21 protein-coding genes are annotated in these 23,710 nt (G+C 42.9%); 6 read left to right on the top strand and 15 right to left on the bottom strand.

The window, feature by feature from the left end:
- Nucleotides 1–16 precede the first annotated feature (16 nt).
- The 3 genes from NQ505_RS25650 to NQ505_RS25640 are packed head-to-tail and all read left to right on the top strand — an operon-like array spanning nucleotide 17 to nucleotide 3,763.
- Nucleotides 17–1,477 carry a RagB/SusD family nutrient uptake outer membrane protein gene (locus tag NQ505_RS25650; RefSeq protein WP_008998805.1) on the top strand — a complete coding sequence of 487 codons (1,461 nt, stop codon included), beginning with the start codon at nucleotides 17–19 and terminating at the stop codon, nucleotides 1,475–1,477.
- Nucleotides 1,478–1,496: 19 nt separating this feature from the next.
- Nucleotides 1,497–2,153 carry a DUF4843 domain-containing protein gene (locus tag NQ505_RS25645; protein ID WP_004306801.1) on the top strand — a complete coding sequence of 219 codons (657 nt, stop codon included), beginning with the start codon at nucleotides 1,497–1,499 and terminating at the stop codon, nucleotides 2,151–2,153.
- A 20-nt stretch (nucleotides 2,154–2,173) separates the two neighbouring features.
- A complete protein-coding gene (locus NQ505_RS25640) occupies nucleotides 2,174–3,763 on the top strand; it encodes a PKD-like family lipoprotein (protein ID WP_008998804.1) in 1,590 nt (529 codons plus the stop codon).
- 64 nt (nucleotides 3,764–3,827) lie between these two features.
- Here the strand turns inward: NQ505_RS25640 and NQ505_RS25635 are convergent, their stop codons facing one another.
- Both NQ505_RS25635 and NQ505_RS25630 read right to left on the bottom strand, forming a co-directional pair.
- The gene (locus tag NQ505_RS25635; RefSeq protein WP_008998803.1) at nucleotides 3,828–4,367 is read right to left on the bottom strand and encodes a GNAT family N-acetyltransferase; all 540 of its coding nucleotides are present in this window, start codon (nucleotides 4,365–4,367) and stop codon (nucleotides 3,828–3,830) included.
- A 43-nt stretch (nucleotides 4,368–4,410) separates the two neighbouring features.
- Entirely contained in the window at nucleotides 4,411–5,688 is a 1,278-nt protein-coding gene (locus tag NQ505_RS25630) for an IgA Peptidase M64 (protein WP_008998802.1), read from the bottom strand.
- Between the two features lie 152 nt (nucleotides 5,689–5,840).
- Between NQ505_RS25630 and NQ505_RS25625 the strand changes: the two genes are divergently transcribed.
- Complete coding sequence (locus NQ505_RS25625; RefSeq protein ID WP_004297952.1) at nucleotides 5,841–6,320, top strand: Lrp/AsnC family transcriptional regulator; 480 nt, start codon at nucleotides 5,841–5,843, stop codon at nucleotides 6,318–6,320.
- Between the two features lie 3 nt (nucleotides 6,321–6,323).
- On the opposite strand, the gene NQ505_RS25620 is transcribed toward NQ505_RS25625, so the two are convergent.
- The 6 genes from NQ505_RS25620 to NQ505_RS25595 form a co-directional block, all read right to left on the bottom strand.
- Complete coding sequence (locus NQ505_RS25620; protein ID WP_008998801.1) at nucleotides 6,324–6,818, bottom strand: dihydrofolate reductase; 495 nt, start codon at nucleotides 6,816–6,818, stop codon at nucleotides 6,324–6,326.
- A gap of 4 nt (nucleotides 6,819–6,822) precedes the next feature.
- Nucleotides 6,823–7,617, bottom strand: coding sequence for a thymidylate synthase (locus tag NQ505_RS25615; RefSeq protein ID WP_004311691.1), 795 nt, complete (start codon nucleotides 7,615–7,617; stop codon nucleotides 6,823–6,825).
- A gap of 39 nt (nucleotides 7,618–7,656) precedes the next feature.
- Nucleotides 7,657–8,928, bottom strand: coding sequence for a cardiolipin synthase (gene cls / locus NQ505_RS25610; RefSeq protein WP_008998800.1), 1,272 nt, complete (start codon nucleotides 8,926–8,928; stop codon nucleotides 7,657–7,659).
- A gap of 120 nt (nucleotides 8,929–9,048) precedes the next feature.
- A complete protein-coding gene (locus NQ505_RS25605) occupies nucleotides 9,049–9,378 on the bottom strand; it encodes a DUF5056 domain-containing protein (protein WP_008998799.1) in 330 nt (109 codons plus the stop codon).
- Nucleotides 9,359–9,910 (bottom strand): RNA polymerase sigma factor, encoded by a 552-nt coding sequence (locus NQ505_RS25600; protein ID WP_008998798.1) that lies wholly within the window; start codon nucleotides 9,908–9,910, stop codon nucleotides 9,359–9,361. Before NQ505_RS25600 ends, NQ505_RS25605 begins: the two co-directional genes overlap by 20 nt.
- On the bottom strand, nucleotides 9,907–10,686 hold the full coding sequence (locus tag NQ505_RS25595) for a DUF6249 domain-containing protein (protein WP_008998797.1): 780 nt from the start codon (nucleotides 10,684–10,686) through the stop codon (nucleotides 9,907–9,909). The genes NQ505_RS25600 and NQ505_RS25595 overlap by 4 nt, the downstream gene beginning before the upstream one ends.
- A 109-nt stretch (nucleotides 10,687–10,795) precedes the next feature.
- Here NQ505_RS25595 and NQ505_RS25590 point away from each other — a divergent pair, with 109 nt between their 5' ends.
- Nucleotides 10,796–12,259, top strand: a complete 1,464-nt coding sequence (locus NQ505_RS25590) for a methyltransferase RsmF C-terminal domain-like protein (protein ID WP_008998796.1) — start codon at nucleotides 10,796–10,798, stop codon at nucleotides 12,257–12,259.
- On the opposite strand, the gene NQ505_RS25585 is transcribed toward NQ505_RS25590, so the two are convergent.
- From NQ505_RS25585 to NQ505_RS25560, 6 genes are all read right to left on the bottom strand, one after another.
- A complete protein-coding gene (locus NQ505_RS25585; RefSeq protein ID WP_032853479.1) occupies nucleotides 12,256–13,086 on the bottom strand; it encodes a hypothetical protein in 831 nt (276 codons plus the stop codon). The two genes, NQ505_RS25590 and NQ505_RS25585, sit on opposite strands and share 4 nt — an antisense overlap.
- A gap of 257 nt (nucleotides 13,087–13,343) precedes the next feature.
- Nucleotides 13,344–14,528: a TolC family protein gene (locus NQ505_RS25580; RefSeq protein ID WP_008998793.1), complete on the bottom strand. Its 1,185-nt coding sequence runs from the start codon at nucleotides 14,526–14,528 to the stop codon at nucleotides 13,344–13,346.
- 157 nt (nucleotides 14,529–14,685) lie between these two features.
- The gene (locus NQ505_RS25575; protein WP_008998792.1) at nucleotides 14,686–17,784 is read right to left on the bottom strand and encodes an efflux RND transporter permease subunit; all 3,099 of its coding nucleotides are present in this window, start codon (nucleotides 17,782–17,784) and stop codon (nucleotides 14,686–14,688) included.
- A 77-nt stretch (nucleotides 17,785–17,861) separates the two neighbouring features.
- Nucleotides 17,862–19,097, bottom strand: coding sequence for an efflux RND transporter periplasmic adaptor subunit (locus tag NQ505_RS25570; RefSeq protein ID WP_008998791.1), 1,236 nt, complete (start codon nucleotides 19,095–19,097; stop codon nucleotides 17,862–17,864).
- Between the two features lie 88 nt (nucleotides 19,098–19,185).
- Nucleotides 19,186–19,596 carry a DUF6769 family protein gene (locus NQ505_RS25565; RefSeq protein ID WP_008998790.1) on the bottom strand — a complete coding sequence of 137 codons (411 nt, stop codon included), beginning with the start codon at nucleotides 19,594–19,596 and terminating at the stop codon, nucleotides 19,186–19,188.
- Between the two features lie 98 nt (nucleotides 19,597–19,694).
- Nucleotides 19,695–21,332, bottom strand: coding sequence for an ABC-F family ATP-binding cassette domain-containing protein (locus NQ505_RS25560; protein WP_004311684.1), 1,638 nt, complete (start codon nucleotides 21,330–21,332; stop codon nucleotides 19,695–19,697).
- 119 nt (nucleotides 21,333–21,451) lie between these two features.
- Between NQ505_RS25560 and NQ505_RS25555 the strand changes: the two genes are divergently transcribed.
- Nucleotides 21,452–21,850 carry a response regulator gene (locus tag NQ505_RS25555; RefSeq protein WP_004297972.1) on the top strand — a complete coding sequence of 133 codons (399 nt, stop codon included), beginning with the start codon at nucleotides 21,452–21,454 and terminating at the stop codon, nucleotides 21,848–21,850.
- 243 nt (nucleotides 21,851–22,093) lie between these two features.
- Here NQ505_RS25555 and NQ505_RS25550 read toward each other — a convergent pair whose 3' ends face one another.
- Nucleotides 22,094–23,707 carry a SusD/RagB family nutrient-binding outer membrane lipoprotein gene (locus NQ505_RS25550; protein WP_008998789.1) on the bottom strand — a complete coding sequence of 538 codons (1,614 nt, stop codon included), beginning with the start codon at nucleotides 23,705–23,707 and terminating at the stop codon, nucleotides 22,094–22,096.
- Between the last annotated feature and the right edge of the window lie 3 nt (nucleotides 23,708–23,710).

The following is a 23,710-nucleotide window of genomic DNA, read 5'->3' as shown; positions in this document are numbered from 1 at the left end:
AAATAAAAGGAAGTATATGAAAATTAAGAATATTATATTAGTTTTATGTACGTCATTGACGTTTTGTTCCTGTTCCGATTGGTTGGATGTAAGTCCTAATAATCAGGTTGATGGAGAAGATCTGTTTAACTCTGGAAGTGGCTACCGCATTGCTTTGAATGGTATTTACAAGCAGATGTCCAGCCAGAATCTTTGGGGAGAAGAACTGACATGGGGAATGGCTGACGTATTGGGACAGCAATATACCAAATCTAATTTGGGAAGCACGGACTCCAAGTATTGGCAGGCCTGCCAGTATAAGTATACGGATAAAACACTGGAACCGGTTATTCAGAGCATCTGGTCTACCGCTTACAATGCGATAGCCAACTGTAATGAGTTGATTAAAAACATCGAAGCTGCCGATCCTGCTATTTTTCAGGGTAAAACGCTCGAACAGGATCTGATTCACGGAGAAGCATTGGCGTTAAGAGCGATGTTACACTTTGAGGTTCTTCGTTTGTTTGCTCCCAGTGTCGCAGCAGATGATGGAAAGAAATATGTTCCTTATTATGCGACTTTCCCTTCTGTGTCAGAGCCCTACCTGACAGTGAAAGAAGTACTGGCTAAAATAGAAAAAGATTTGGAAGAGGCACGTGATTTAGTGCAGACCTATGACAACCAGGAAGGTTATAAGTTGTTGATGACCAAAGCTTATCGCTTTGAAGGCGGTGATTTGGTAACTGACATGTTTTATGCCAGTCGTGGTTTTCGTATGAGTTATATTGCTATCACTGCTTTGCAGGCTCGCGTATTCTCTTATGCAGGAGAGTCGAAGAAAGCTTATGATGCAGCATCGGAAGTGATAAATTACACAGATGATAATGGAGAAAAGATGTTCACCTTTACTGCCAATGCCAGCTTTAATACGAATCCTAAAATGAAGGACGATTTAATTTTTGCTCTTTCAAATTCAAAGGAAGTAGAACTCTTCAAAGCATGGGATAATAGGGATGAAGATGGTGGAATGGTTTCTATTGACTATGACGATTATACAGAGATTCTCGATGAAAATGCTAATGACAGACGCTGGAATGAGACTGGTGGTATGATGGAAATTCATAGCGACTATGACTGGTATTGTGTGATCTCTAAGAAATATATGGATGATGCATCTTACACAGATCTTGATAAACGTATTATTCCTGTCATCCGTTTGAGCGAAATGCACTATATACGTGGTGAATATTTAGCAGAAACAGATCCGGTAGCCGGAACAGCAGAACTGGAAACGGTAGCACAGGCGCGTGGATGCACAGCCGGAATTTTCTCTTATATTTCTACTTTGGCGGAATATAAGATAGCGGTTCTGAAAGATGCCCGTAAAGAATTTCTTGGTGAAGGTCAGTTGTACTATTTTTATAAGAGATACAATATACTTCCTAACTCAAAGACCAATTTTATATTCCCATTGCCGGATAATGAGATGGTTTACTAATTTTATAGATAAATAGAAGATGAAAAAGATATATTTATTTTTGACTGCAATGGTCTTGGTGCTGACTGCATGTGAGAAAGACCAGATAGGCAGATACGATTTGGGATCGTATGTCTATTTTACACAGAAAGAAACCGCATCACAGAGCTTTTCTTTTTCTTACTATCCCGGACTTACCACTCATTCATTGGAATTTGAGGTGAATCTGATGGGAGACTTGTTGACAGAGGATAAAACTTTTGAATTATATATTGATACGGAAAAGACAACTGCTACTCCGGATATGTATGAATTGAATCTTCATCCGGTTTTTCATCAGGGAACTGCTACGGATCAGATAACAGTGACTTTAAAGAATCCGAATGATATATTGAAGGATAAAGAAGTAACCTTAGTGTTTGGCATTAAGGAAAATGAGAACTTCCAGCCGGGCTTTGTTGGCCAGCGAAGTATCACAATAAACTTTAATGATATAGCTAGCAAACCTTTGTGGTGGGATAGTACTGTTGAAAGTTACTTGGGTGCGTATGATGCTTATAAACTTGATGAGTTTATCAAATGTACGGGAGTCAACGACCTGACAGGTGTAGATGAAACCTTGATTAGAAAATATGCATTAGACTTCAAGGAATATATTGAAGAAAACGGATTAGATATTGATATTCCGGTTTATTAATGAGTAAAATGAATTTGAATATGAGAAAGAATATTTATGTTCTGCTGTTATTGTCTCTGATAATGGTTTTGGGAAGCTGCTATAGCGACAAAGGAAACTATGATTATGAGGATGTAAATGAGATAACAGTTGATTTAGGAGGGGCTAAATATACCTATGTTGTAGGAAATGTAGCCAAATTGGAACCGACTCTTACTTTTGCTACACGCGAAATTGCAGAATCAGAATTAGAATATAACTGGACATTGAATGGTGAGTTTATCTCTGACAAACGGGTATTGGAGTTTACCGTAGAGAAAATAGCAAGCCAGGTGGAATGTCAGTTGCGTGTAACTAACCCGAGGACCGGTCTTACATACATCGGTCGTACAGCGATGGACTTTACACAGAAATACAACTTATATGGTTGGTTGGTGTTATCGAAAGATGAACAAGCCTCTTATCTGAACTTTATGACTGCAACGGGTACTGACGCGCAGATTTATGAGGAGCATCTAAAAGTTTATCAAGAACAAAATAGAGAAACTCTGCCTAAAGAAACAGTGGGGTTGCTGGAACACTTCCGCTCGGGAGGTTCAGGCAGCAATCCTTCTTCTGTCTGGATTGTGAATCCGAAAGCTGATAAGTGTGTGGATTTGGAAGGTGCTGCTTTTACTAAAGACCTTGTTCTGCCGGATGCTTTTCTGGAACCTAGTTTTACAAGTAATCTGACAGTAAAACAGATTGCGGAATTAAAGTGGTTGACTGTCGTAGTAGATCAGAATGGAAAAGCATACACGCGTAAAAAGTTATCGGAGAAAGCTTTTCATACAGGCAAATTCCTGTCAACACCATTGACTTTCGAAAATAAAGAGGTAAAAGTGGATAGATTTCTGATTATACCGGAAATGCGTGCTTTGAATATGGCGTTTGTAGAAGGTGAAAAGGGACAGCACCAACGTATTTTGGCTCTAATGGATTATGACAAGCAGTCTGCAGGTAAAGTGCTTCAATTTACAGTAAAGCAAGAAGACTATGATAAGAATGGTTTTTATGATGCACCGAAGTTGGACGATTTGTTAGATTATGAGGTTGTGTATCTAGGTTATGCCCGGCCGAAGACTACAGGGCTGACGGATGGTACATATGTTATGACCTTGATTTTGAAGAGAGGAAGTGAGTATTTATATCAGGAATATTCTGTGAATAAGGCTTCAACAAGTAATCAAGTAACAGCTATCCCATCAGTGAACAAGCCAATAAACTTTGGCAGCCAATTGGAGGGAGCTGTTATTTATACAGCACCTTATATTAATAATAGAACCTATTTATTGGTAGGTAAAGGACATGATCTTTATTATGTCGATCGGACAACGATAGATAAAGATGCTCTGATACTGTTGAAAACATTTGATGAAGATGTAACAGCTTTGAATGCGGAAACCTCACAAGGTAACCAACTGGGAGTCGGATTGGCCAACGGGAAATTCTTTGTTCTCTCCTTAAAAACTGCAAATTTAGGGGAGATTTTAGGAGATCCTAAGAAAGAAGAGTTGGAGAGATATTATCAGATGAGTGGAAAAGTCTTTGATATTCGTTATCGTTTCAGATACAGTAATGGCTGGACTTAATAACAGCACTGTGTAGTGAGATATAAAAAATCCCGATAGTTCAACAACTATCGGGATTCTTTTTTTAGTTATTTTTTACTCCGTATACTTCCGTATGAATTTTATTCTTGATTGTTTCAAAATCCTTTTCACAATCCAATTCTCCGTGTACCATTAAATACATGGGCAGAAAATCATCTCCGGGCTTGTAAGGAGGTTGGCTATAGTCTTTTTCCCACAGCGTAAAGCCTTGACGTTGATAAAAGCTGATACGTCGTTTTGCCATTTCTTCTACCGGACGTTCTACTTCCAATACGATCGGGCGTTTCAAATAATTGCACAAGTATTCCAGCGTGCGTTTTCCATAGCCTCCATTTCGCAGGGCGGGATTGGTTGCAAAGTGTTCTACATAGTAGAAACTGTCAAAATCCCAATAGGTAATGAAGCCGACTGGCAGGTCATCATCAAAGATGATGTTATTATGAAAGTTGCCCGTGCGATCAGTGTACTCGCGCAGTTGTTCCAACTGACGGTACTCTTCCGGTGGAAACGAATCAATTAGAAGCTCTTCCATGAATTTGTAATGTTGCAGATCCGACGTACTAATTGGTTGAAGTCTAATCATGAGGTTTGGGTTTTAAGTTTGACAATAATATAATTGTATTCCATTAAGGAACATAAAATTCAATCATTCGACGGATGGCACGTTGACAAACCGGACAAAACTCCGGATATTCGTTTGTTTTCATGCGACAGTCATAAGCCGGACGATAAATGCCTTTGGCAGAGTAGCCACCTCCTTCATATACTCCTACGGGATATTTCTTTTTTTCAGCAATAGGGGTCGGGATCGGGGTACCTGACGGAAGCATATCTTTCCATTTGGAAGCGAAGTTCACACGTGTTGAAATATTCTGTTCCCATGGTTCGACATCCAGCGGATAAGTATCTGTCATCACATCATCATCATAGAAATATTCGTCAGCCAGTCCACCGAAACTGTGTCCGAATTCGTGCACGACTACCGGCTTGAACATCGGGTGATGGGCCGTGGTCAGCGTATACGAATTGTATATTCCACCACCACCATATACATCCGTGTTAGCCAGGATAATGATATGTTCGTAGGGGATGCCTGCCAATGCATTATGGATAGACTTTACCCGGCTGGTAGTCAGATAACGGTCCGAGTAAAAAGTATCGAAATGGGAGTGAACCGCCGTTTGTTTCCACTGATTTTCGCGGGGAACACTGACACCACTGTCCGTAGAAGGACTGGCTACGGCAACAATATTAAATTTACCCTTCATGGAGCGGAACGGCTCATACGAAAACAAACTTTCGCAGGTACGTTGGGCATCCTGGTAGAAAATATCCATTTCTTTTTCTGTGTATCCTTCTGCAAGGATGGCAACATCTATGCAGTCTTTTTCATTACCACTTTGAAGTATATACCGATGCGGAGTGACATGTGATCCTCCCCGTTTATGAACCAATATATCATCCGGACGCACGATATGTTTGTAGGTAGCCATTATTTTCTTTCGCGGAGAATATAAAGTGACTTCTACCTCCACAGGCTGTTTAGGATAAGGAAGAAGGAAAGTATTCTCAAATCCTTTGGCTGTTTCTTTAGCTTCGTCTGTGGACAGCCACTCTTGAAACAAAGAAGAGAATGACGTTTTGTAGATACACTGTTTGCTGGCAAGGTCTTTCACTATAATTTGTCCGTTGCCTTCCAATGGAAGTTCCGAAAGATGATGTTGACGTCCTGCCCAGGTAGGAAGTTGTGATAGCTCATCCAGATAAATAGCCTGTTGTGTAGCATCCCCGGTAAAGATATAATCCACTCGCAATGTTTTGTTCTGAAAATAATCAGCAAAATTCTGTGCATAACTTCCTATAGAAGTACAGAAACACAGAATAATACAGCAAATATGTTTCATATTAATGGTATATTTATGTTTTTCGCAAAGGTACGAACTATTGTTGACTTATCCGCTTTCTGCAAATAAAAGTAATAGATTATAGTATTTGTTGTCGAAAAATCGCTAACTTTGCATAAAAGATTCATTGATAAAAACAATTTGATTCAAAAATGGGACATCATCAATTAGATGCTTTAGATGAGCAAATTCTGAAACTGATTGCAGGGAATGCGCGTATTCCTTTTTTGGAAGTAGCACGAGCATGTAATGTTTCCGGCGCTGCAATCCATCAGCGTATTCAGAAGCTTACTAATTTAGGTATATTAAAAGGTTCGGAATATGTCATCGACCCCGAGAAAATCGGATATGAGACTTGCGCTTATATTGGTATATATCTGAAAGATCCCGAATCCTTTGATTCGGTAACAAAAGCTTTAGAAGCTATCCCCGAAGTGGTGGAATGTCATTTCACTACCGGAAAATACGATATGTTTATCAAAATTTACGCAAAGAATAACCATCACTTATTGAGTATTATTCACGATAAGTTGCAACCATTGGGTTTGGCGCGTACCGAGACATTAATCTCCTTCCATGAAGCCATTAAGCGGCAGATGCCAATCATGGTCGACATAGAAGATGAAGATTAATCGTTATTTTCTCACGTAATCAACAAAAGCATAGGAGCAGAGATGTTTCTCATCCGCAGGATGAGCTTCTCTGCTTTTTTCTTGCCACATCTCTGGCGATACTTCCGGAAAATAGGCGTCGGCTTCGGGAGCCATATCATCTATTTCTGTCAGGCAAAGTTCGTCAGCGAAAGAAAGGGCCTGCTGATAAATACTTGCTCCTCCTATAATATAAATGTGTTCCTCCTCTTTACAACTTTGCAAAGCTGCTTCGAGTGAAGGGAAAACTTCCGCACCGGGACATTCTGTAGCCGGGTTGGAAGATAAAACGATGTTTCTGCGATTGGGTAATGCGCCTTTCGGTAGTGACTCGAAAGTTTTGCGTCCCATCAGTATGGTGTTTCCGGTAGTTAATGCTTTGAAACGTTTCAAATCATTGGGTAACCAGAAAAGAAGTTTGTTCTCGAAGCCGATAGCCATACGGCGGTCTACGGCAGCAATGATAGATATTTTACTCATAAAGTTACACGGCTACTGCTCCCGCAATATGCGGATGCGGGTCATAGTTCACTAATTCAAAGTCCTCAAATTTGAAGTCGAAGATACTTTTCACATCCGGATTGATCTTCATTTGTGGCAATGGACGAGGTTCACGTGATAATTGGAGCTTCACTTGTTCCAAGTGGTTCAGGTAGATATGTGCATCACCGAAGGTATGAACAAAATCTCCGGCTTTCAGTCCCGTCACTTGTGCCATCATTTGCAGCAATAATGCGTATGATGCAATATTAAAAGGAACACCCAGAAAAATATCAGCACTGCGTTGATACAGTTGCAGGCTCAACCGTCCGTCTGCTACATAAAACTGAAAGAAAGCATGGCAGGGAGGCAAATTCATATTATTCAAATCTGCTACGTTCCAGGCGCTTACAATGATACGGCGTGAATCCGGATTATGTTTGATTGTTTCCACCACTTCACTGATCTGGTCGATAAATCCACCGTTATAGTCAGGCCATGAACGCCATTGATAACCATAAACATGTCCTAAGTCGCCGTTCTCATCCGCCCATTCGTTCCAGATACGCACTCCATGTTCCTGAAGATATTTCACATTAGTATCACCTTGCAGAAACCAAAGCAATTCGTATATGATTGATTTCAGATGTAGTTTCTTGGTTGTCAGGCACGGGAAACCGTCATCAAGATTAAAACGCATTTGATGACCGAAAACGCTGATGGTTCCGGTTCCGGTACGGTCACTTTTTTCTGTACCTTCGGTTAGTACACGATTGAGTAAATCCAGGTATTGTTTCATAATGAATAAGTTGTGGTGAAAATGATTCTCCGCACAAAATTACAAAAATGGAGTGAATAAATTAGCAAACCAACCGACGAACTTCTTCCACGGGGAGCGCTTTTTCCAGAATTCAGGCGTTAGTTGAGTGCAATGCTCGATATCGTTCCGGAACATTGTATTTAATTCACCCGTTATTTTGGTATCAAAGATAAAGGCATTTGTTTCGTAATCATAGCGCAAGCTGCGGCTGTTCAGGTTGGCAGTGCCAACTGTACAGAACAAATCATCCACCATCATTATTTTAGAGTGATGAAATCCACCGTTATACATATAGACAGTAGCTCCTCTTTTCATCAGTTTGTGCAACTTATAAAGTGCGGCATCCGGAGTAAACGGGATATCGGAGGCAGAAGAAACCATGATTGTAACATTTACGCCTCGGTCGATTGTCCGGTTCAACGCCTTTTTGATAGAAGAAGTCGGTACAAAATAAGGATTGACGATATGAACATCCTTTTGGGCCGAATAGATGCTCATGGCATAAGCGTGGCTTAACATACGGCTATTCTTTTTCGGGGTACGGTCTACGATTGCTACCACAATATTCGTACTGTCCGTTTGTTCCTCATGTTGGGGGAAATAAGCGGCTCCACCTACATTCTGCTTGGTTTCCTTGTTCCAGATCGTTAGGAATATCTCCTGCAGATCATTGACGGCATCCCCTTCAATGCGTGTGTGCATATCACGCCAGGTTCCGATTTTGGGTAGTCCGTTAATGTAGTAGTCGGCGATATTCATACCACCGGTATAAGCCACTTTTCCATCGATGACAGCTATTTTCCGGTGATCGCGATGGGCGGCGTGATTGATATAAGGGAAAGTGAACGGATCGAACTTGACAATCTCGATTCCTTGTTCACGTATTTTCTTGAGATGTTTCTTTTTAAGTGGTTTGTTGTTCGACCAGTTTCCGAATGCATCGAACATAGCTCGTACTTTGACCCCTTCTTTCACTTTTTCGGCCAGCAGGGCAAATAAAGCATTGGCGATGGAGTCATTTCGGAAGTTGAAATATTCCAGATGGACGTGGTGTTTAGCTTCCCGGATGGCTTCAAACAAATCGATAAACTTCTCCCGTCCGCTTTTTAGCAGTTTTACCTTATTATTATCAGATATAGGGATTCCCGATTCTTGTAAATAGCGTAGCACAAGGGAATCGCTGGTTAATCCGATTGAGTCCCTGGGATGTATCATCAGACTGTCGATGATACCTGCCTGAACACTCAATATAGGCAGGAACAGAAATAAAATAAATATACGTAATTTCAAAACTCTTCTCACTCTTTTAGTTTACAGAAGAACAAAGATACGATATCTAAGTTTGGGCTCCTTTGCTAACAAGGGCAAATTTATCATTCTTTAACGAAATAACTTCTTTCCAGGAGCTAATTATGCCATCGAAGCAACCTTTCGTGTAGCCATGAATAATAGTACAACAGCTGCGATAATAATTGACTTCGGATCAAGGCTGGAAGTGCCATGATTAATCATACCGATAAATACTTCTCTTATGGTTCCCCAAGCTGCTTCCAATCCGCCTAACCATACAAAAAGTGCGGCCGCCACAGTCATCACGAAAGCGCTCCAGATACGAGCCAGGCGATTACTACGATCGGGTAAGTGGTGCATGACACGGCGACTGAATCCGTTATCTGCTATTTCCTGCTTGTTTTCTGCGAAGAAATCGCGCAAGAGCTTATCATTGTCTATTTCTGTCATAACCGTTTTGTTTTAAATACGTTGCTAATTTTTCTTTCCCGCGTGACAGATGGCTTTTCACTGTCCCTGACGGTACTCCTACAATCCCTGCAATTTTGTCGATACTAATGTCCTCCATGTAGAACAACGTGATGCAGGTCCTTTCCACTTCTTTAAGCATTTTGAGTGACTGGTAGACATCCATTTTTTGCCCGATATTCTCCTGTTCGGTGCTGTTGATGGCGTCTATTTCTCTTGTATCCAAGTCGGCTGTCTCTTTCCGGCTGCGAATATAATCATAAAAAACATTATAAGCAATACGATATAGCCACGTAGAGAAACTTGACAAGTTCTGGAAAGAGGCAATGTTCGTATACGCTTTGATAAATGTATCTTGCGCAAGGTCGTCACTCAATTCGCTGTCGCCGCAAGTCAGGTTCAGGAAGAATCGCCGGATGGGCGCCTGATACTCCTTCACCAACTGGTCGAAGGCCCTGGTGTTTTTGAACACCACGACCTGTGCGACTAACGATATATCATTGAGTTGGCTCATTTATTCTCGTCGTTCTTTTCTTCGTTTACTCCATTGTCTTTCTCTTCGGATTCGGAAGGGATGATTTCAAAACTATCGGTTTTAACGTTATTCGGGTTCTTTTTTTCATCCTTATTGCCTGTATATATCCTGGTAGCATTTGCGTCTTGAGTCTGTTGTTTACTACCGATAATCCATTGTCCGATGCCCATGAATGTAACGAGTAAGCCGATAGCTCCAATTCCAAATTCACCGGTGATTGCCCAGAGGAAGATAAAAAGACCGATACCAGTAAAGGTGTTCTTGATGCCTTGTGAACGCGAATCGACTGTTTTGTTTTCACGGATAAACTCTGCCGGAAGCGGTTGGCCGGCAGCAAGTGCCTGTTCGGCAAGGCGATAACGTGCTTTCCGGTTTTTATAACGGAAGAAGAAGATTACAAATAGAATGAATACCGGAAATCCGAATACAGCAATGATTGCAATGATTGCTACCAGAATACCTCCGCCGGCACTAACATTGTGGAAGGGGAAATCGCTGTCATCCGAATCGAATGTGAAGCTGGCTTTGCCATGAGTGGTGCTAACATTACTTGAGTTTGCATTTACGTCTGCAGAATCAGCATCTGCTGTGTCTACACCAATCACTGTGACAGCAGTATTGTTCGTATTTGCTTTATTGTCTTTGGTCACAGTTACTTTTACTTTCCCGATGGAATCACGAACAACGGTGGTCTGGGCAACAGCCAGTGTGCAAGTGGTCAGTACAACCATCAATGCTAATAGAAAATTTTTCATATCAATAGTTTTTTAATTTATTTCTTTATCTGTTAGACGTAGTTAATATCATAGAAAGTTGCAAAGAGACGAAATATTTTTGATATTTGCGGAAATTAATAAACGAAAGATGGAATTACCTGCTTCTTTTATAGACTACACCCGCGCTCTATTGGGCGATGAAGAATACGACAAACTGGCTGTTGCCCTCCAACAGGAACCACCGGTTAGCATCCGGTTGAATCAATTGAAAATCAATCATTCTTTATCGGATAAAGTACCTTGGTCTTCCGAAGGATTCTATTTGGAGGAGCGTCTCACTTTCACGTTCGATCCCTTATTCCATGCAGGCTGTTATTATGTTCAGGAAGCTTCTTCCATGTTTGTGGAGCAGGTACTCCGGCAATATATCACGGGACCGGTGAAGATGTTGGATCTTTGTGCGGCTCCCGGTGGAAAATCGACTCATGCCCGTAGTGTACTTCCCGAAGGGAGCCTGTTGGTAGCCAATGAGGTAATCCGGAATCGTTCGCAGATTCTTGCTGAAAACCTGACGAAGTGGGGACATCCGGATGTGGTAGTGACCAATAATGATCCGGCAGATTTTTCGGCTTTACTCTCTTTCTTTGATGTGATTCTTACAGATGTTCCCTGTTCCGGTGAAGGTATGTTCCGTAAAGACCCGGTAGCTGTGGAAGAGTGGAGCCCCGAGAATGTGGAAATCTGTTGGCAGCGCCAGCGACGGATTATTGCAGATATCTGGGATGCGTTGAAGCCCGGAGGTATTCTTATATATAGTACGTGTACATTTAATACAAAAGAGGATGAAGAGAATGCACGTTGGATTCAACAAGAGTATGGGGGCGAACCATTAACTGTGCAGGTGCAGGAGAATTGGAATATAACAGGAGATCTTTTGTCAGATAAAGGGGATCATTCTAAATCTTCTATTCCCGTTTATCATTTTTTCCCTCATAAGACGAAAGGTGAAGGCTTTTTTCTGGTGGCTTTTCGTAAGCCGGAGACGGAAGAAGAGATCCCGGTATCTTCTTTCGCGAAAGAGAAAGTTTTCAAGAAGAAGGATAAGAAAGGAACAGCAGCATCTTCTCCTGTATCGAAAGAACATCTGAATATGGCTAAAAGCTGGTTGAATGATGAAAATTCGGACAAGTATCTTTTATTGGCGGAAGGAACAAATATCCGGGCTTTTTCGCAGTACTACACTAATGAATTGACGATGATGAAGCAAAGCCTGAAAATCGTGTCGGCAGGGATTGAGATAGGCGAGGTGAAAGGAAAGGATTTGATCCCTAACCATGCATTGGCAATGTGTACCTCCCTTTTGTGTCGGGAAGCATTCGCTATGGAAGAAATAAGTTATGAACAGGCTATCACTTATTTACGAAAAGAGGCCATTACCTTACCGGCAACAGCCCCTCGTGGGTATGTTTTGCTCACTTATCGGCATATCCCTCTCGGATTTGTGAAGAATATCGGTAATCGTGCCAATAATCTTTATCCGCAAGAATGGCGCATCCGTAGTGGATACTTACCAGAAAATATACGCATCTTGTCAGAAGACGTTACTGATTAAGGCAGTATTCCCGCAGGCATTTCCTGTTGGGAAAGACTAAAGCTAAGCTGTCTGCCTTTTCCGATTTCTGTGCCTTCAGCTATTTCTTCCAGCGTGTAGGAAGGAGGAGGTGCAGGTGATGTCCGCGTTTCTCCAATGGGCGGAGTGTTCCAGTTCAGATTTAGGCTTTTATCCAACCGGTGAAATAAGTATGAGTTTCCCCATATAATGAATTTATGATTGGAAACAGGTGTTGCCATATCTTCCGAAAAAGTGAGGGTTAGTGTCACTTTCTCATCGTCTCCTTCTTCTTTTTCCAGTTTGTAACTTCCTTGGGTTATTAATTCAAGTCCGGATGAAAAGGCGGTCTGTTCTCCCTGTTTGAAAAAATAAGCATCCCGTGCGTGGTTGTTAATCAGAAAAATGTCGGAAATACCGGGTAGAAGATTCGCATCTCCGTTGGGTAAGTTAGACAAGTAGCTGCGGAGCAACTTTATATTTTCGTAATTATCGACCACTTTGATTGGTAAAGTACAGGTTTCTTGTGTGGTATTGTCCGTTACTGTCAGATAAGTCGTTCCGGTGAGGATACCGGTTACATAAATCATACGTCCGGCAGGTACTCCGCTCCAGCCAGTTTCAGTTCCGGCACTTGCGATGCGTGTGTCTTTCACTGCAAGTGAGTAGTCACCATTTCCGCTTTCCAGGCCGAGGTAACGTCTGCCACCCATAGGTACTTCGTATTCACTGTTGTAAAAACGCAGTGGATTGTCGTCATCATCTTTACAGCCACTTAGTAGCGTAAGGATGCAGCATAACATGAATAAATAGAAATGTTTAGGTCTCATAATTCAGATTTTATGTTCGTTGCAAATGTAATGTATTGTTTTGAAATATCCAGTCGGAATTTGAAGAAAAAGAGAGGAGGTATATTTAGGCACGAATTACACGGATTAACACTGTTGCTTTATAGTTATGACAATACTAAAGACCGTGAATTCTGTGTAATCCGTGCCTAATTTATTATATAAACATACTTATATAACTTAAAAATAGAAATTAGTATGTTCAGCGTAACCCATACCTAAAGGGTTTTATGTACTATTTATAGCTTGCTTTTGTAAATCCGTGCCATTGCCTTTTGGTACTGATTTTCCAATTGCAGATAATTTTGATGACTTTGATAGATCACCGATACTTCAACGAAGTACTCGATCATACTAATTTGTCCACCTGTCAAAGCTTGTTTCAGCAATGCCAAATCTTGTTGAGACTGGAAAGTCTTGCTATATTCTTCCATTGAAGCATGCAGCGTTTTCGCTTCCCGGTAAAGTTGTGCCAATTCAGATTCCACTTGCAGTGTAGCATTATCCTTTTGCAAGTCGATGTTGAGTGCCTGCGCTTTAGCAATTTTCACCTTATTCCGATTTTCGAAAAGCGGGAAGGAAAAGCCCACCACTACACCGTTGAAAGGCACACCCGTCTCTGTATTCCGACGGTAGCCGAGTTCCAGCTTCGGCAGCCACTGGGATTTATTGACAGCAATCTGTTTACGGGCAACGAGGCTCTCGTTGCCTAGTGCCATTAAGGTACGGTCTGTAGCCATGACTTCCGATTTCAACATTTGGTAATCGCTTGGGAACGGTATAGCCGGATATTGATTTTCTTCGAAAACCACCGGAATATTACCATTCAGCGTATTCAGTTCCTGCTGCTTATTGCGAAGTGCCGTTTCGTTCAGAGACGCTTCCGTTTTGACATTCAACAGTTCCAAGTTGATTTTATTGGTCTCGAGAGCATTTGCATCCCCTGTTTGGAGACGTTTGGCGTACATTTTAGCAAGTTCTTCCGCATTGCGGAGACGTTCCTCCAAAATATGCTTTTGCTGACGAAGCATGATAATGTCCAGGCAAAGTTCTTTTGCCTGTAACAGATTCTCCTGACGAAAAACATCCGACTGACTGTCAAGAGTTCCGGCTTTCAGACGGTTTAACTTGTTACGTGTGGCGTATAAACTAGGGAAATCAAAGCTTTGTGAAACAACCAGCTCACCGATTGTTTCGCTTTTATCTTTTGCTCCCCATAGATGCGCGTAAGAGAGAGTAGGATCAGGCAAGTTATTATCCATTTTGGCTTCCAGCTTCTGCGAGGTAATCAGTTGCTCGTTTGCCTGCAACTCCTTATTGTTCGTTTCGATATTCTTCAATACCTGTTCAATTCCGTTTTGGGCTTGCACTTCACCTATGGTTAAGAAAAGAAGTGCAGCGCTTATGGTCATGATTTGTTTCATTTCTAATTTCTTTATTTATTACAAGCTATTGTTGATAGATACTTTATGATAAGGCATCTATTTGTTTGACACCGGGGAACGACCCGTTCCTCACCGAGAAACACTTGTTTCCTCACTGGGGAACGATGGTTTTCTCACCGAGGAAAAATATCCCTCTCTACAGGCTTTTCTGGGCCTCTTTCCGATGCATCATCAGATAAACAATCGGAACGATAAAACCGTTCAAAAAAGTAGACGTTAATAATCCTCCTAGAATCACTTTTGCCATCGGACTCTGGATTTCGTTACCGGGCAAATCACCGGCAAGTGCCAATGGAATCAGTGCCAGTGCAGAAGATAATGCCGTCATTAAAATCGGATTCAGACGGTCGAGAGAACCTTGAATCACACTATCATATACATTCAAACCTTCTTCCTTTTGCAAATGATTGTAGTGGCTGATGAGCAACATACCGTTACGGGTCGCAATACCGAATAAGGAAATGAAACCGATGATAGCCGGAATGCTGACTTCCCCTGTTGTAATCACCAAGGCAAAGACACCACCGATCAATGCCAGCGGAAGATTCAGCAAAATAACCCCGGATTCTTTCACACTGCGGAACTCATTGTACAGCAACAGGAAGATAACCACGATACTGATAAATGAAGTCAACGCTAATGTCCGGCTGGCAGCCTGCTCGCTTTCAAACTGTCCACCATACTCGATATGATAACCTTCGGGTAATTGTACCGATGTGTCGATACGTTTCTGAATATCATTCACAACACTGCGCAAATCACGATCGGCCACATTGGCGGAAATGACAATTTTACGTTTCACATTCTCGCGGTTGATCGTATTCGGACCCATGGCCGATACCACTTCCGCTACATAGCTCAAAGGAACTTTGCGGCCGTCGTTCGTGTCTACCATCAGGTTACGGATTTTCTCTATTTCATCTCGGGCATCATCCTTCACTTTTACGATCAGGTCAAAACTCTTGCCCTGTTCATACACTTGTGAGATCACTTTTCCAGCCAAAGCTACATTCACATATTCCGAAAATTCCGGCAGGGTAATACCGAACTTAGCCAGCATTTCCCGTTTAGGCTGTATTTTCAGCTGCGGACGTTCAATCTGTTGTTCCACGTTCAGGTCGGCAACACCGGGAATGTCACTGATCGCTCCTTTGATTTGATTGCCGAGTGAAAACATCTTATTTAGATCGTCACCGAATAACTTGATAGCGATATTCGCTTTCGTACCCGACAGCATTGCGTCGATACGGTGGCTGATCGGTTGTCCGATTTCTATGTTTGCTCCGGTGATCGTACCTAATTTTTCACGTACATCAGCTACCAGTTCACTACGCGAGCGATCTTTCAATTCGAACGGAGCTTCTATTTCAGAAACATTGACTCCTAACGCATGTTCATCCAATTCGGCACGTCCCGTTTTCCGGGCTACCGTTTGTATTTCGGGAATTGTCATCAATAACTCTTCGGCACGATGTCCCATTTTGTTGCTTTCTTCCAGCGAAATACCTGGCAGAGAACTGATATTGATAGTGAACGATCCTTCATTGAACGAAGGAAGGAAGCTGCGTCCAAGTGTGAAAAACACTCCGAGGGCAACTACAAAAAGTCCGATTGTACTTCCGAGAGTCACACGTTTATGTGCCAGTACCCAAGTCAGTGCTTTTTCATAAATCCCTTTCATCCAGCGGGCAACAGGAGCTTCTTTCAGTTTCTTGTTCGTCTTATTGCTTCCTAATAGATAAGAGCAGAGCACCGGAGTCAGTGTCAGGGCAACTATCGTAGACGCAAACAGGGCCACGATAAAAGCAACACCTAGTGGAACCAACATTCTGCCTTCCATGCCGCTCAAGAAAAATAACGGAACAAAGCTGACTACGATAATCAACGTTGAATTAAGGATAGGCATGCGCACCTCTTTCGACGCATTGAATACCACTTCGAGCGTACTTAGTCTTTCTGCTTCCACTTTCAGGCGGTTCTCCCGCAGTCGTTTATATACGTTTTCCACATCGACAATGGCGTCGTCTACCAATGAGCCGATAGCTATCGCCATACCTCCAAGACTCATGGTGTTGATTGTCAGCCCCATGTAGTGTAAAGTCAGGATCGAAACGAGCAGGGAAAGAGGCAGTGTCACCAATGAGATCAGCGTAGTACGTACATTTGCCAGGAACAGGAAAAGCACGATGACAACGAAAATACCTCCTTCAAAGAGTGATTTCTTCACATTGCCGATGGAGCTTTCGATGAAGCGGCTTTGACGGAATATGTCCGTTGAAACTTTTACGTCCGGCGGCAGATTTTTCTGGAGGTCTTTCAGAGATGCTTCCAGTTTGTCCGTCAGTTCCAGTGTGCTGGTAGCCGGTTGCTTGGTAACAGTCATCAGGACGGCAGATTTGCCGCGTTCTGAAGCAGTACCCAGTTTCGGAGCCTTCGGGCCGATGGTTACGTTTGCAATATCTTCCAGCGTGACAGGGAAGTTATTCACTGTCTTTACTACCGCTTTGCCAAGTTGCTCTGTTTTCGAAGTGGAGAGTACACCACGTACAATATATTCATTTCCGAATTCATAGAGCACACCTCCATTGGCATTTAGGTTCATATCCTGTGTTACAGCCATCACTTCTCCCATCGAGATGCCGTAATGACGCATCCGTTCGGGATCTAGCTGAATCTGATATTCTTTGATATCTCCTCCGAGCACAGCCACTTGTGCCACTCCTCCGGTAGACAGCAGGCGTGGACGGATGGTCCAGTCCGCAATCGTGCGAAGATCGAGCATGGAAGTGGAGTCGGCAGTCAGACCGACGATGAGCATTTCGCCTAAGATAGAAGACTGTGGTCCAAGAGTCGGTTTGCCGACATTGACCGGCAGCGATTCGCTGACCACCGCTAATTTCTCACTAACAATCTGACGAGCGAGATAAATATCCGTTCCCCAATCAAATTCTACCCAAACAACGGAAAATCCGTTAGTAGAGGAAGAGCGGACACGACGCACACCCGTAGCTCCGTTTACGGCAGTTTCAACAGGAAAAGTAACGAGCTGTTCAACTTCTTCCGCAGCCATACCGTTCGCCTCGGTCATGATTACTACCGTAGGTGCATTTAGGTCGGGGAATACGTCTACTTCCGTATGCATGGCGGTGTACGTTCCCGCAATAAGCAGGAGGATGGCCGCGCAAACTACAACCAACCGGTTGTGTAGGGAGTAATGTATAATTTTATTAAGCATGATATTTCATTAATTGAGAGTTATAAATAACTTGATAGATGCGCCGCACAAAAAAACGGTTGCGACGCCTAGTCTCTTTAGTGTTCGTGGCTGTGTGCCGGGATTGCATTGCTTGCGCTTGCCAGTCGAACCTGATAAGCACCCTCGGTCACTACACGGTCGCCAGCCTTTACACCAGTCAGGATTTGAACGCTTTTGCCGTTGTCGGCTCCTATCGTTACTTCCTGTTTTTTATAACCCTCTTCGTCCAGTTGCAGATATATGAAGAATATGCCTTGTTCCTCTGTCAGCGCGGTGCGCGGAAGAGAAATCACGTTTTCCATTGCTGAAGAAAGCAGGAATACCTCCACAAATGAGCCGGGAATCACTTCCCCTTTGTTGTCGAACTCAAAAGTGACAGGCACATAAAAAGAATTGTCTCCGGCAGCTTTTCCGAAAGAGAGAAGTTTACCGTTCAATGCTTTCAACTCGTACACCTGATTATTATAAGGAGTCTGGAAATTGGCGGAACTGATGGTGCGGAGATACGGGTAATACTTTTCCGACACTTCGGCACGGAGGAAAAGACGACGGTTCTGCGTCACGCTTACCAGCGGTTGTCCGATTGTCACATAGTCACCTTCTTTCACGAGAATACTTTTCACATATCCGGCAATAGGAGCCGTAATGCTTTGGCCGATAGCCGAATGATTCTTGGAAAGAGCTTCGTAACTAAGACGGGCGTTTTCGTAACTTTGCTCCGCTTGTGCAAAATCCTTGTCGGATACGATCTTGTTTTTAACAAGCTCCTTCATACGTTCGTATTCCTTCTTGGATACCTCGTAGGCAATGCGGGCACGTTGCACCGGATCACCATCGGCGATATTCTTTGAAGAAATAGTGACTAGCGGAGTGCCGCTGCCGACGCTCATTCCTTCCGTTACTTTTCCACGGAAAGATACCACGCCGGCTACTGTAGCTACGGCAACCGATTCATCCCCTTGAGCAGCCAGCACCTGTCCGCTGGTTTTAATCACTTGCTGGAAAGGTGCAGGTTCAATAACGCTCACCTTTACACCGGCTGCTTCAGCTTTCGCTTTCGGAAGAATGATTTCATCACTGTGGGCTTCGGCAGCTTCGTTGTGTTCATCGGCTGCTTCATGATTGTGTTCTCCGCTACATTCGCTTTCATGGGAATGATCGGGTCCTTCTGCCTCGTGATTATGTCCTTCCGCGGCATGATCGTGTTCATCGTGTGTGTGTGTGACGGTACTATTATTACAGGATCCCAGCACGAATAAGCCCAGGATTCCCACGAAAATAAGTTTTTTCATAATGATATTTTCCTACTAAATTTTACTGTTTTCTTTTTACGCTACAAAGATAAGGTAGCGTAGATGCAACTGATTTGCATTTACGCTTTTACGCAAAAACAGAGTAGGGAGGGGCACGAAGAGAAGTGGTACGATGAGTGTCCGTACCATGCAGAGAGTCTCGGTAAACGCAATAGTTTTTAATCCGTTTCTCTTGCGGTCGTAATAAATGTTCGATGATTACATCCGTGAATAAGGTAGCGATGAATACGTAATCCGGTCCGCTATCCGTATGTATGGATGGAGTGGGAGAGTAGAAACGAGTCATACATTCGCTGCTGCAACATGAGTCGTTTCCCGGGTGATGATGATGCGTGGGACATTGCTGTTCTACAGGCAAGTCCTGCTTCATGCAAATCATTCCGTTGGGGTGATGATGATGGGGAATAACCGCTGCCACCAACATAATAATGTTGATAAAAAACAGCAGAGTTACTATAATTCGTTTCTTCCCTTTCATCCTTTCTTTTAGAGGTTATCCGCTTTTCAGAGCTTCAAAGTGCAAATATACAAATACTTTTATTTCGCCTGTAGCCGATACCCTCTTTTTATTATTTATTATTTCTTTTCCAGTTCTTGCAACGAATCCATTTTCTTCTTTTCGAGGAACTCATAGATACCGCAAAGATGTTCCGTCACCTTTTGATTACCGAACTCATACACCTTGGTAACCAGCCCGTCGAGGAAGTCACGGTCGTGTGAAACGACGATCAGCGTACCATCAAAATCCAGCAATGCCTGTTTCAGAATATCTTTCGTTTTCATGTCCAGATGATTCGTCGGCTCATCTAAAATCAGGAGGTTGACAGGTTCCAGCAATAATTTAATCATAGCCAGACGGGTACGCTCTCCACCCGAAAGCACTTTGACCTTTTTCATCGATTCCTCGGGACCGCCAAACATAAACGCCCCCAGCAAATCACGAATCTTGTTCCGGATATCCCCTTTGGCTACATCGTCAATCGTTTGGAAAACCGTCAGGTTTTCATCCATCAGCGAAGCCTGATTTTGAGCGAAATATCCAATTTGCACATTATGTCCGAGAGTCAATGTACCGTCATGCTCAATCTCCTTCATGATACACTTCACGAGCGTAGACTTACCCTCACCGTTCTTACCAACGAAAGCTACCTTATCACCACGCTCAATCGTCAGATTAGCATTGCGGAATACCACTTTGTCTCCGTATGTCTTTCCAACACCCTCCATGATGACCGGGTAACTGCCCGAACGGGGTGAAGGCGGGAATTTCAGTCGCAATGCAGAAGTATCCTCCTCGTCCACTTCGAGTAATTCCAGCTTCTCCAGCATTTTGACACGGCTCTGCACCTGCAACGTCTTTGAATAAGTCCCCTTGAACCGTTCGATAAACTCCTTCGTTTCAGCAATAAACTTCTGCTGCTCGTCATAAGCCTTCTGTTGCTGTTCGCGGCGGTCCTTGCGCAGCTGCAAATATTGCGAGTAATTTACCTTGTAATCATAGATACGTCCCATCGTTACTTCGATGGTGCGTGTTGTAATATTATCCACGAATTTACGGTCGTGACTAATTACAATGACCGCTTTCCCATTATTAATAAGAAAATCCTCCAGCCATTGAATAGATTCGATATCCAGATGATTCGTCGGCTCATCGAGCAAGAGCACATCCGGTTTCTGCAACAGCAATTTGGCGAGTTCGATACGCATTCGCCATCCACCGCTGAAATCACTCGTCTGGCGTTGGAAATCTCCTCGGGTGAATCCTAATCCAAGCAATGCCTTTTCCACATCCTCTTCATAATTAGTAGCATCGATTGAATAAAACTTCTCGCTCAAGCTGGACACTTCCTCGATCAGCGCCATGTAACTGTCGCTCTCGTAGTCCGTCCGTGTTTCAAGCTCCTTGTTCAACTTTTCGATCTGCGCTTCCATCTCATGAAGATGTGAAAAAGCCTGTGCCGTTTCGCCAAACACTGTTCTTCCGTCTTCCGTCATCAGATGTTGAGGCAGGTATGCTACTACGCAATCTTTGGGTGCGGAAACTTTTCCACGTGTCGGTTGCCGTGCGCCTGCCAAAATCTTCAGCAGCGTACTTTTTCCAGCCCCGTTTTTGCCCATCAGAGCGATGCGGTCTTTTTCATTAATTACGAAAGAAATATCACTAAATAAAGCAGTGCCGCCAAACTCTACGGCTAGTCCGTCAACAGAAATCATACTATTCTTTTAAATTGAGGCGCAAAGATAGCGAAATATATGAATATTTTTTATACCTTGCGGGCTGAAAAGGAAGATAGCTCTAAAAAAACAGATAAAAAAAACAATATATAAGCGATATGGAAAGCGAACAAATGAATGAATTCAGACCTTTAATTTTGGTAGCTGAAGACGATGACAGCAACTTTAAATTAATCAAGGCTATCATAGGCAAAAAGTGTGATATCGAGTGGGCTAAAAATGGCCAGGAAATGGTGGAGTTGTTTCAGCAACACCAGCAAAGAGCCAAAGCAATGCTAATGGATATTAAGATGCCGGTGATGAACGGATTGGAAGCAACGAAGATAATTCGTGAATCTAACACAGAAATTCCTATTATCATGCAGACGGCTTATGCTTTTAGCTCGGATAAGGAAAATGCAATGAATGCAGGAGCAACTGAAGTATTAGTGAAACCTATCACCTTGGGTATTCTCCGCACTACGTTGAGTAAATATTTACCCGATTTGCAGTGGTAAGATTGATTCTTACGAGATTTTTTTAGTCTATTAAAAAAGTGCTTAAGCGTTAAAAACGTAAAAGCATGGAAAAGAAGTATGATTGGGTAGAAAAATGGTATTACTCTAACTTCATCTAATGCATTTGGATAAAATAAAATAGGCGAACCTCACGGTTGGCCTATTTTTGTTCGTCTCTGTTAATTTGTTAGAGTACAGAAACGACTCTATGTAAAGTCTCTCCTTTGAGAGATTTTAAGTTCATTATTTGTTTCCGCCAGCCCACCATACGGCCTCGCTATATACGTACTGTCCATCACCGAAAGCAGCTTTCACTTCAGGATTTGCCAATACATCGTCTGCTCCATAACCGAAGCGCAATGGGAATTTACTGCTGTTCTGCGGGTTTTTCAGTACAATGAAGTTTTCTCCTGCACCTTTCAGACGGCGGTAGTCATTATAGGCTTCCAGTGATTCGCCGGATGCGCCGAAGAAAGCAAGATACTTCTGTATCATTGTCTCTTGCAGAGGGTTGGCATCGAATAACCGTTCCACTTCATCCGTGAAATAGGCTTCTGCCACATCTGCACCCAAATCGCTGTCACCATCATATATCCAAGTGTCTGCAGCATCTATAATTGAATTTCCCAGATTCTCGAATCCGGCAGTGACTGCATCTTTCAAAGCAGTCTTAGCTTCGCCCAGTCTGCCTCCCAAACGGCACAATGCTTCTGCTTCAAGGAATTTCACTTCGTGATAGCTGATTAAAAGAGTAGGAGCCGACATAGCCCATGATATCATCGACATACCATAATTATTCTGCAACTCTTGCGGAGTTCCGTTAGGAGCCGCTTTGATGCCTGCGATGTCCGTAGCTTGCGTAGCTCCGTATCCATAAGTGATATATCCGGTAGGATCAGGTTCCAGGAACGCTTGCGGTGCTCTGGGGTCATTGCGCTCAACGAACTTTTCAATCAGACTTGCACTAGCTGCTAAACTGTTGCGGCTGTAGCTGAAGGACCAAAGCGGATTCAATTGCGAATCAGCATCGTAAACGGCCAACTTACATTCTTCACTTGCGTTGGCAAATGATTTGCTCACATAAGTAAGAATATTCTGAAGATCTGTAGTCTTGTTGGCACTTTTATTGAGCAGACGCATTGTATAACGTGCTTTTAACGCATAGGCCGTTTTAAGCCACATACTTGCCTGTGTACTGGTGTTTGAACCATAGATCAAGTCTTTAGAACCGACTGCACCGGATAAGCCTGTATCTTTGGCAGTACCGTTATTCAGTAGAGTGATGGCATCATCCAGGTTCTGCATTACTTCCTGATAGATACTTTCCTGTGTATCCATTTTAGGTTGCATATACATCGGTGTACCGTCCGGATTGAGGATACCTGTCTGGCTATACGGTGTGTTTCCAAACACATCGGCTGCCACAGCTCCATTGTAGGCGAGCAGGATTTTAGCAATCGCTTCCGTCACTACGTTTCCTTTTTCCGAAGGATCTTCTTCGCATTTCTTGATAACGATTTTAGCATTCTTGATATTTGAGTACACGTTGATCCATGCATTGTTGTAGGTAGTAGCCGTTGTGGGCTCTCCGCTGCGTACTTCCGCGCGGTAAAGCTGGTTGGATATACCCGTTTCATGTTCTATGTAAACAGAAGAATAGAGCGAGAAATCCCCTCCTACAGTGCTGAATGCAGTACTTACGCCTAAGTCCGTAATTAAGAACTTAGCGGGCGCATCCAACGGATTGTTAGGGTTTTCATTGATTTTATCCATTGCGTCTTCCGTACAAGCAGAAGCAATGGTAGCAGTCAAGAAAGAAACTGCCAGCAATTTTCCTATTGATTTATATTTTTTCATTGT

Source organism: Bacteroides sp. D2 (assembly GCF_025147085.1).
Classification (GTDB): domain Bacteria; phylum Bacteroidota; class Bacteroidia; order Bacteroidales; family Bacteroidaceae; genus Bacteroides.
The sequence above is the reverse complement of the archived record's forward strand: the minus strand, read 5'-3'. Positions and strand labels throughout refer to the sequence as shown.

Excerpts from the sequence above, each read along its gene's own strand:
- NQ505_RS25650 (WP_008998805.1), top strand. The coding sequence starts at position 17 with ATGAAAATTAAGAATATTATATTAGTTTTATGTACGTCATTGACGTTT.
- NQ505_RS25645 (WP_004306801.1), top strand. The coding sequence starts at position 1,497 with ATGAAAAAGATATATTTATTTTTGACTGCAATGGTCTTGGTGCTGACT.
- NQ505_RS25640 (WP_008998804.1), top strand. The coding sequence starts at position 2,174 with ATGAGAAAGAATATTTATGTTCTGCTGTTATTGTCTCTGATAATGGTT.
- NQ505_RS25635 (WP_008998803.1), bottom strand. The coding sequence starts at position 4,367 with ATGATTAGACTTCAACCAATTAGTACGTCGGATCTGCAACATTACAAA.
- NQ505_RS25630 (WP_008998802.1), bottom strand. The coding sequence starts at position 5,688 with ATGAAACATATTTGCTGTATTATTCTGTGTTTCTGTACTTCTATAGGA.
- NQ505_RS25625 (WP_004297952.1), top strand. The coding sequence starts at position 5,841 with ATGGGACATCATCAATTAGATGCTTTAGATGAGCAAATTCTGAAACTG.
- NQ505_RS25620 (WP_008998801.1), bottom strand. The coding sequence starts at position 6,818 with ATGAGTAAAATATCTATCATTGCTGCCGTAGACCGCCGTATGGCTATC.
- NQ505_RS25615 (WP_004311691.1), bottom strand. The coding sequence starts at position 7,617 with ATGAAACAATACCTGGATTTACTCAATCGTGTACTAACCGAAGGTACA.
- NQ505_RS25605 (WP_008998799.1), bottom strand. The coding sequence starts at position 9,378 with ATGACAGAAATAGACAATGATAAGCTCTTGCGCGATTTCTTCGCAGAA.
- NQ505_RS25600 (WP_008998798.1), bottom strand. The coding sequence starts at position 9,910 with ATGAGCCAACTCAATGATATATCGTTAGTCGCACAGGTCGTGGTGTTC.
- NQ505_RS25595 (WP_008998797.1), bottom strand. The coding sequence starts at position 10,686 with ATGAAAAATTTTCTATTAGCATTGATGGTTGTACTGACCACTTGCACA.
- NQ505_RS25590 (WP_008998796.1), top strand. The coding sequence starts at position 10,796 with ATGGAATTACCTGCTTCTTTTATAGACTACACCCGCGCTCTATTGGGC.
- NQ505_RS25585 (WP_032853479.1), bottom strand. The coding sequence starts at position 13,086 with ATGAGACCTAAACATTTCTATTTATTCATGTTATGCTGCATCCTTACG.
- NQ505_RS25580 (WP_008998793.1), bottom strand. The coding sequence starts at position 14,528 with ATGAAACAAATCATGACCATAAGCGCTGCACTTCTTTTCTTAACCATA.
- NQ505_RS25575 (WP_008998792.1), bottom strand. The coding sequence starts at position 17,784 with ATGCTTAATAAAATTATACATTACTCCCTACACAACCGGTTGGTTGTA.
- NQ505_RS25570 (WP_008998791.1), bottom strand. The coding sequence starts at position 19,097 with ATGAAAAAACTTATTTTCGTGGGAATCCTGGGCTTATTCGTGCTGGGA.
- NQ505_RS25565 (WP_008998790.1), bottom strand. The coding sequence starts at position 19,596 with ATGAAAGGGAAGAAACGAATTATAGTAACTCTGCTGTTTTTTATCAAC.
- NQ505_RS25560 (WP_004311684.1), bottom strand. The coding sequence starts at position 21,332 with ATGATTTCTGTTGACGGACTAGCCGTAGAGTTTGGCGGCACTGCTTTA.
- NQ505_RS25555 (WP_004297972.1), top strand. The coding sequence starts at position 21,452 with ATGGAAAGCGAACAAATGAATGAATTCAGACCTTTAATTTTGGTAGCT.
- NQ505_RS25550 (WP_008998789.1), bottom strand. The coding sequence starts at position 23,707 with ATGAAAAAATATAAATCAATAGGAAAATTGCTGGCAGTTTCTTTCTTG.